The 6,205-nt window shown below is 44.5% G+C and carries 5 protein-coding genes and 1 pseudogene; 1 reads left to right on the forward strand and 5 read right to left on the reverse strand.

Going from position 1 to position 6,205, the window contains the following annotated elements; all coding sequences use genetic code 11:
• Nucleotides 1-8 precede the first annotated feature (8 nt).
• The 4 genes from NNO04_RS18360 to NNO04_RS22905 form a co-directional block, all read right to left on the reverse strand.
• On the reverse strand, nucleotides 9-905 hold the full coding sequence (locus NNO04_RS18360; protein ID WP_271445900.1) for a LysR family transcriptional regulator: 897 nt from the start codon (nucleotides 903-905) through the stop codon (nucleotides 9-11).
• A gap of 324 nt (nucleotides 906-1,229) precedes the next feature.
• Nucleotides 1,230-1,922, reverse strand: a complete 693-nt coding sequence (locus tag NNO04_RS18365) for an RraA family protein (protein ID WP_271445901.1) — start codon at nucleotides 1,920-1,922, stop codon at nucleotides 1,230-1,232.
• Between the two features lie 34 nt (nucleotides 1,923-1,956).
• On the reverse strand, nucleotides 1,957-3,396 hold the full coding sequence (locus NNO04_RS18370) for an SLC13 family permease (RefSeq protein WP_271445902.1): 1,440 nt from the start codon (nucleotides 3,394-3,396) through the stop codon (nucleotides 1,957-1,959).
• Nucleotides 3,397-3,945: 549 nt separating this feature from the next.
• Nucleotides 3,946-4,272: a DUF2920 family protein gene (locus NNO04_RS22905; protein ID WP_442870746.1), complete on the reverse strand. Its 327-nt coding sequence runs from the start codon at nucleotides 4,270-4,272 to the stop codon at nucleotides 3,946-3,948.
• Nucleotides 4,273-4,331: 59 nt separating this feature from the next.
• Here NNO04_RS22905 and NNO04_RS18375 point away from each other — a divergent pair, with 59 nt between their 5' ends.
• The gene (locus NNO04_RS18375) at nucleotides 4,332-4,964 is read left to right on the forward strand and encodes a DNA-binding protein (RefSeq protein WP_271445903.1); all 633 of its coding nucleotides are present in this window, start codon (nucleotides 4,332-4,334) and stop codon (nucleotides 4,962-4,964) included.
• A gap of 739 nt (nucleotides 4,965-5,703) precedes the next feature.
• Here NNO04_RS18375 and NNO04_RS18380 read toward each other — a convergent pair.
• Nucleotides 5,704-6,205 (reverse strand): annotated as a pseudogene (locus NNO04_RS18380) (hypothetical protein); the annotation flags it as partial.

The raw sequence follows: 6,205 nt of genomic DNA on the forward strand, positions 1-6,205 counted from the left end.
CGCAGGCACTAATTCAATGCGACCTTTTTCATCGTACTGAGGAAGTGTTGAATGTTGGGGTTGGTATTTTTTGATCGGTAAATCGCATAGATATAACAATTGCAATGAAAGTCCGAGATGGGCAGAAATGCAATATCCTGTCGATTGTTATCAATGACGGTTTTACCCACTAAGGTAACCCCCAGCCCAGCGGCCACGAAGGATAACGCGGAATGTATTTCTCTGGCTTTGTAGGAAATCACCGGGGACAACCCATTTTGTTTGATTTTTGCAACAACGGTATCTGAGAACTCGCTTTTTTGATTACCCGGAAAAGTAATAAATGGCGAGTTGCAAAAATCTTTCAAAGTTATAAATTTATTCCTTGTAAGATAATGATTCTTTGGCACTGCTGCAAATAACGGGTCGATAAGAATCAACTCCCGGCAAAAATCATTATCTATCTCCTGCTTTTGCTCCATGGCACGGACGAAACCTAAATCAATAACCTGCTCAGCTAATAACTCATATTGATTTGTAGAGAGCCCTTCTTTTAAATTAATATCAATATGCCCGAAGCTATTAGTAAACTGCTTTATGGTTTCTGGCAAAATATTGAAAATAAGCGAGCGTATTACGCCTATGTTTAATGAGGTGGATTCAGAATTGGTGTAATTATAAATATCATTTTCAAACACATCGAAGTTAAATATAATTTCCTGTGACCGTTGATAGACAAACCGGCCAAATTTGGTCAGTGTCATTGGCCGGGTACTTCGATTGAACAACTCATTTTTCATTTCTTTTTCTAAGGCGGCGATTTGCATGCTGATCGTCGTGGCACCAATTTGTAATTCAGCTGCCGCAGGGTTAATACCATTTTTTTCAACAACCTTACAGAAGTACCTCAACTGCTTAACATTCATGCAATCCCCCAGCCTGTCACAGCAATTCATTGAATGCGTAAAATCTAATTAATACAGAACTTCTTAATAGCAATAAATTGAATTTTGTTAAAACCATGCTGTTGTGCTCATTCTTGACAAAGAATTTGGCCAAATTTAAACAAATTCACTCACCGCTCCGGTATAGCCCATTCACTGACCTTCAGGCATACCAACATCCGCATTCACATCAGTAACCAGATTACTATTTGCGTAAGGAACACCACTCTCCGTTGCCAGTCTCCCGGTACCAGAGAGCGGTGCTGAAAATTACCCATACAACGCTTGCGCGTTCGACTGGACTCCTTACTTATTATAAGCAGAGTTAATAAATTCGCATTTCTTTGACAGAAGTACTTGATCTACCCAAGAGTTATCTCGCTTACCTTCTTTAATTAATTTAATTAAATCGAACTCTTTCTCACTTTTACTTTTGGCCTTTTCGTAAATCTCTTTCGCATCACCAGGCGTGATCACGACAATACCATCGTCATCTCCAACCAAAATATCTCCCGGATTAACCACAACGCCACCCACGCTAATGGGAACATTAATTTCACCGGGGCCTTCTTTGAACGGCCCGGCGGGTGTTATGCCAACCGCGTAAACAGGAATATCTAATGTGGCCAGAACCGCGACATCACGAATGGCACCATCAATAATGATACCGGCAAGTTTTTTTTGCTCTGCCGTCCTTATCATTAGCTCGCCCATTATGGCATTAGAAACATCTCCACGGGCATCCACGATAATAATATCCCCCGGTAACGCCATTTGTAATGCTTTATGCACCATAAGGTTGTCTCCCGCCCGGGTTTTCACCGTAAAGGCAACACCTAATAGATTGTTTTTCCCTATTTTTCGGATCCGTGATGCCATAACGCTGGAACGGTTCATACAATCTGCGATATTTGCAACGGGCACCCCGTTAAAATTATTGACGAGGGTTGGGTCAGGGCGATTGAATTCAGTAAAGATCCTAAATCCTGTATTACTCATTTCACATCTCCTACGACAAGGTATTAACGGGTAGTTAGAAAAGACCAAGCCAGCGCCAGTAAGTTAAGGCCATCAGGCTATACACAAAGACAGCGACCGTACAAATTGGAATGCCCACTTTAGGAAAGTCGCTCATTCTCATTTCATTTGTGCCATAGACTAATAAGCTTGAAATAGTGTTAAAAAACAAGAACAAAGGAAATCCACTTATAATCATGCCAGCCGGCATTGCCAGGATTATCGGATTGATATGTGCAGCCTCAGCAATACTGATCACAATAGGAATGAGCATAGTGGCCATTTTGGTCGTCCCCATAAAGGGGATATGCATGTACTGCACAATGAAAATAACAATCAGCAGTAAGGCCAGAATTGAGACTTCACCAGAGACATTAATTAACTGGAATAACGATGTCGCTACCCATTTCGCGGCTCCCGTCGAGATTAACAGGTCTGCGATAATGAACCCCCCACCCATAATCAGCATAAACTGGAAAGCCGACGTCTTAGCAGCATCGCTCCAGTTGATTACGCCGAAGAGGAACATCAGACAGACACCGATAATCGCCGCGACTGTAGTATCAATGTTAGTAATGCTACCTGTCATCCACATCAATACGACGAACAGGAATATTAAACAACTCTTCCATTCATCAGATGACATTTTCCCCATGCTGTGCAGTTTTTCTGCAACAAGTTCCTTCCCGCCGGGAATTTCATTAACTTCTGCCTTAAATACAGTTTTAATCAACCACCATGCAAATATGGTAACAATCAGTGCCGGAGGGAATCCGTACATGAACCATTCAGCATAAGAAATCTTTGTACCGGTCGCTTTAAAGATGAAGTCAGCGGTAACAGGATTAGGTATTGTAGCCGTCAATATACCCGCACTAATAATCGAATTGGTAAAGGCCAGCGTTAACAATAATCCGACAGCAAATTTACTGCGTTCGTCTTTGGGTATTCCGCAATTCTTTTTGAAAATCTCTATAATACTAATACAGATAGGCAAAAGTGCCGCCGTTCTGGCAGCCGTAGAGGGAATGATAAATGCCAGTGCAATATTTGCTATAGTGATACCCAATGTAATGCGTACCGCGGTACAACCTACTTTTGACAACAGCCAATAAATTAACCGCTCAGCAAAACCACTTTTTGACATTGCAGGCGCCATTAATAGTGCAGATACAATTAAAAATATTGATGATGTTGAAAAATTATTTAACGCTTTTGGCACGGTCATTATTTGCAAACCAACCACCACTGGCACCATAATTAAACTAACAATGGCGAGCGGAACAGGTTCTGTGGCCCACAGGAAAATAATACCAACAAATAGCGCTAAGGCCTTTTGCCCCTCAGGGGTTAACCCTTCCGGGGTGGGTAGAAAACAGATAATAAAAACGATTACTACTGCCATCCCAAAAAAAAGGATGCTCTGCGCTGGAGTTTTTACTTTTTTTGCAGACATAATCTCCCCACTAATATTATAGTTAAATGAATTTGCATCCAGCAAAACCACTCGATTATTTTTATGTGGTATTTCCAATATGGTTTAAGAATTTAATAATCCATATTTAAATCCTTTATGATACGACTATCGTAATGTCTCCTAATTAATATCGAAAGACAACGAGACAGGATTGAACATAAGCTCAAAAAAAATGAATTAATACAAATTAGCAAAGATTCATTTGTAATTTTCTCGTTAAAACAGCCAATTAGGCATCAAGCAGTTATCGGATGACATTCGTTACTTATGCATATTTGTGACCTCATCATTATTTTTTAAAGTTCTCTGGTCGGTTGGAATCGAGTACGTCCTTGTCGGGCAATGATTTTGTCGGTGACACTGCATGATAGATAACGTGCTCAGCAGCGGCGTATTTGGAAGGACGGGCTATAGCGTAAAGCATCTCGCAGCCGCGCTCGAAAATAGTGAAACATGCCATAATGCCAAAGTTTTGGTTGGCCCCCCCCGGTTGCGTCACGAGGCAGTAAGTGTAAGAGGTGCATCTGGTTAGAGGGCGCAAGCAGCCTTTAACCCCTGTTCATCTGTGCCATAACGGGCAATTTTGAGAGGCAAATGAGCCTCGAGTTGACGGCGGTCTTCAGGTTCAAACGTGACTTTGGCTCCGATCTGAGGACGTGAACGCATGCAATAATATTCGACGCGCACAGCCGTGACGCCCGGCGACCTTTTCGCAGAAGGCTGAGTATAACCGCCAGGATCAACCCCAAAACCAGGTAAATAGACTACGAACCCATCACTTCCCCATTCGGGTTGGTAGATTCGATAAAGGTGGTCAGCAAACCCACGTCGCGTAAAAATGACTTTTCCAGTGATCCCTCCGTGCTGGTAAAGTGGGGAGTTGAGACTGAAATGTAATCGGGAGGGAACTCAGGGTGACGGGACTGATTGACTATCAGATTGAAAAATACAGCTTTACGGAGGCGGCTGAGACACCACGCCTCAACCAGCAGTGGGCGGATGTGATTGCGGAATGCCGCGAGGAGAAAGCAGACGCTCTGACGCGAGTGCGTATTGCCTTACTGAATGTGGATTACGTCACTAGCTTTGAGCTTCCCTTTCGTCTTCTGCTGACTCGTACCCCTCAGTTAATTGCCGACCTGCGTGAAGAATTTCAGCTCAGCCAGAAAAACGTAACCTTTAATGGAAAACGCTTTGGCTGCGTCTGGAGTCTGAAAGAGGATTTAATCGATATCCCTGAGACCTACCAGTACCGCCTTGCGACCCGTATACGACGGGTGGATCCAACAGGCATCACCGCAACGCCTTATCAGCACATCGCAAAAGAGGTGAAGGCTCCGCGAGAACGACTCAGGCAGGCGCTGACATCCGGGCTTCACGTCACCGCACTGGACGGGCTGTTCTGGTTTGGTCTTCAGCGCATCGCAGCCGATGTGCAGAGGCTGAGAAAAACAGGCATGGTGATAGCCACCTCGGAAACAGACGTCTTTGATAATCTAACCGGAACTACCCGGCGTATCCCTGTTTACCGGAGCGAAATAGGCTAAGCCTCGTATAGCCCTGACGCGATGGAATATGGGGCTGCTGTGACCACATTCGGTTTGCCACTACAGAGAAGGAAGTGAAACAACAAGGCGATCGGTCGGCTTCATCCTGAAGCGGATATAAAAGACGCCATTGCGCTGATAACGCCAGGTTCTTGAGTGGAGCATGTACTGAGACCTGAAGTCAGCCCACTATTTCAACGAAGTTGGCTACAGTGAGTAAAACTATTGGAAGGTTTTAAGCCGTATCTCTGAGGATTCAGTCAGTTGGAGTGATTTAAGAAAGGTTTTGGAGCGGGCGAAGGGAGCCGAGGACAACTAGCTAACTTCTTGTTTCTTAAAGACTGATGAATCCAGTGGTTACAGTGATAGTTACACATTGAGAGGCTGACGGTCAAGACTTGAAGCACGTAATATTCCCTCTAAAGGAATAGAACTCACGGTCTGACTACCCGGCCCTTTTGGTCTGACTCAGGGTCGGGCTATGGGGACTTTTGGCTCGCTCTTTATATTAGATAGGGTCTCACATTTTTCAGTCAAAACTCATCGTCTAAGAACCACCAGCCAAACAACAAGCGCTAACTTTAGCAGGAAGACCCCGAGATAGACTTTATGTAGGTCCATTAGGTCCTCCTCTTCCTGTACTTATGAACTAGATTACTAGTACAAAATAAAGGCCAGACATCCATTTCGTAAGTCTGACCAATAGTCGTTATTGTTAGTTAACTTGTCGCTAGTAATCCTAGCTGTCTTTAGTGAAACTCAGGCGTTTGACTACAGGCAGGACAGCAGTAGCTGAGCCAGTCCCCATCTTGATGGTCGTAGCAGCCTCAGCGACCACGAATACCTTACCGAGAATCTCAAGGTCATGGGACTGAGAGTCGCCATCACGGGACAGGACCACAGTAATGTTCTCGCCATCGTGACGGAAGCAACCGAAGCTCAGAGCCGTGAAGCGCTTAGCCATCATGAAGACGCCACGGTCTTCACCGTTGTAATAGGCGATGTCTGTACCCAGCATATCGACGATAGCGTCTTCACCACCGAAGCCCTGCTTAGCAGCCAGACGGGAGAGAGCCTTGAGGTGACTCTCATGGGCGATGATGCCGTAGTCAGTAACCTCAGAACCGAAAGAAGACTCGGTGTTCTCATACAGCGCGTCCATGATAGTGTCTGCCTTAGCTGTCAGGCTACCAGTCAGGACCGGAAGCTCTACAGTCTTCAGTAGCTTAGAGGATTCCAGC

Source organism: Citrobacter sp. Awk 4 (assembly GCF_028069725.1).
Lineage (GTDB): Bacteria > Pseudomonadota > Gammaproteobacteria > Enterobacterales > Enterobacteriaceae > Citrobacter_D.

Bases quoted from the DNA above. Each gene is read 5' to 3' on its own strand.
- NNO04_RS18360 (WP_271445900.1), bottom strand. From the start codon at position 905: ATGAATGTTAAGCAGTTGAGGTACTTCTGTAAGGTTGTTGAAAAAAAT.
- NNO04_RS18370 (WP_271445902.1), bottom strand. From the start codon at position 3,396: ATGTCTGCAAAAAAAGTAAAAACTCCAGCGCAGAGCATCCTTTTTTTT.
- NNO04_RS18365 (WP_271445901.1), bottom strand. From the start codon at position 1,922: ATGAGTAATACAGGATTTAGGATCTTTACTGAATTCAATCGCCCTGAC.